The organism is uncultured Faecalibacterium sp., from assembly GCF_900066275.1.
Taxonomy (GTDB): Bacteria; Bacillota; Clostridia; order Oscillospirales; family Ruminococcaceae; genus Faecalibacterium; species Faecalibacterium taiwanense.
Map to the genome: position 1 here is coordinate 1 of NZ_FMFG01000089.1, position 1,260 is coordinate 1,260.

A 1,260-nucleotide genomic window follows, 5' to 3' on the forward strand; every position below is an offset into this window, starting at 1 on the left:
GGCCCACCAAGGCGACGATCGGTAGCCGGACTGAGAGGTTGAACGGCCACATTGGGACTGAGACACGGCCCAGACTCCTACGGGAGGCAGCAGTGGGGAATATTGCACAATGGGGGAAACCCTGATGCAGCGACGCCGCGTGGAGGAAGAAGGTCTTCGGATTGTAAACTCCTGTTGTTGGGGAAGATAATGACGGTACCCAACAAGGAAGTGACGGCTAACTACGTGCCAGCAGCCGCGGTAAAACGTAGGTCACAAGCGTTGTCCGGAATTACTGGGTGTAAAGGGAGCGCAGGCGGGAAGACAAGTTGGAAGTGAAATCTATGGGCTCAACCCATAAACTGCTTTCAAAACTGTTTTTCTTGAGTAGTGCAGAGGTAGGCGGAATTCCCGGTGTAGCGGTGGAATGCGTAGATATCGGGAGGAACACCAGTGGCGAAGGCGGCCTACTGGGCACCAACTGACGCTGAGGCTCGAAAGTGTGGGTAGCAAACAGGATTAGATACCCTGGTAGTCCACACCGTAAACGATGATTACTAGGTGTTGGAGGATTGACCCCTTCAGTGCCGCAGTTAACACAATAAGTAATCCACCTGGGGAGTACGACCGCAAGGTTGAAACTCAAAGGAATTGACGGGGGCCCGCACAAGCAGTGGAGTATGTGGTTTAATTCGACGCAACGCGAAGAACCTTACCAAGTCTTGACATCCCTTGACAGGCATAGAAATATGTTTTCTCTTCGGAGCAAGGAGACAGGTGGTGCATGGTTGTCGTCAGCTCGTGTCGTGAGATGTTGGGTTAAGTCCCGCAACGAGCGCAACCCTTATGGTCAGTTACTACGCAAGAGGACTCTGGCCAGACTGCCGTTGACAAAACGGAGGAAGGTGGGGATGACGTCAAATCATCATGCCCTTTATGACTTGGGCTACACACGTACTACAATGGCGTTAAACAAAGAGAAGCAAGACCGCGAGGTGGAGCAAAACTCAGAAACAACGTCCCAGTTCGGACTGCAGGCTGCAACTCGCCTGCACGAAGTCGGAATTGCTAGTAATCGTGGATCAGCATGCCACGGTGAATACGTTCCCGGGCCTTGTACACACCGCCCGTCACACCATGAGAGCCGGGGGGACCCGAAGTCGGTAGTCTAACCGCAAGGAGGACGCCGCCGAAGGTAAAACTGGTGATTGGGGTGAAGTCGTAACAAGGTAGCCGTAGGAGAACCTGCGGCTGGATCACCTCCTTTCTAAGGAGTCAGGC

1 rRNA gene is annotated in these 1,260 nt (G+C 53.5%); it reads left to right on the plus strand.

Annotated elements, in window-relative coordinates:
• A 16S ribosomal RNA gene (locus QZL71_RS13115) occupies window positions 1-1,246 on the plus strand; the annotation flags it as partial.
• Window positions 1,247-1,260: the final 14 nt, after the last annotated feature.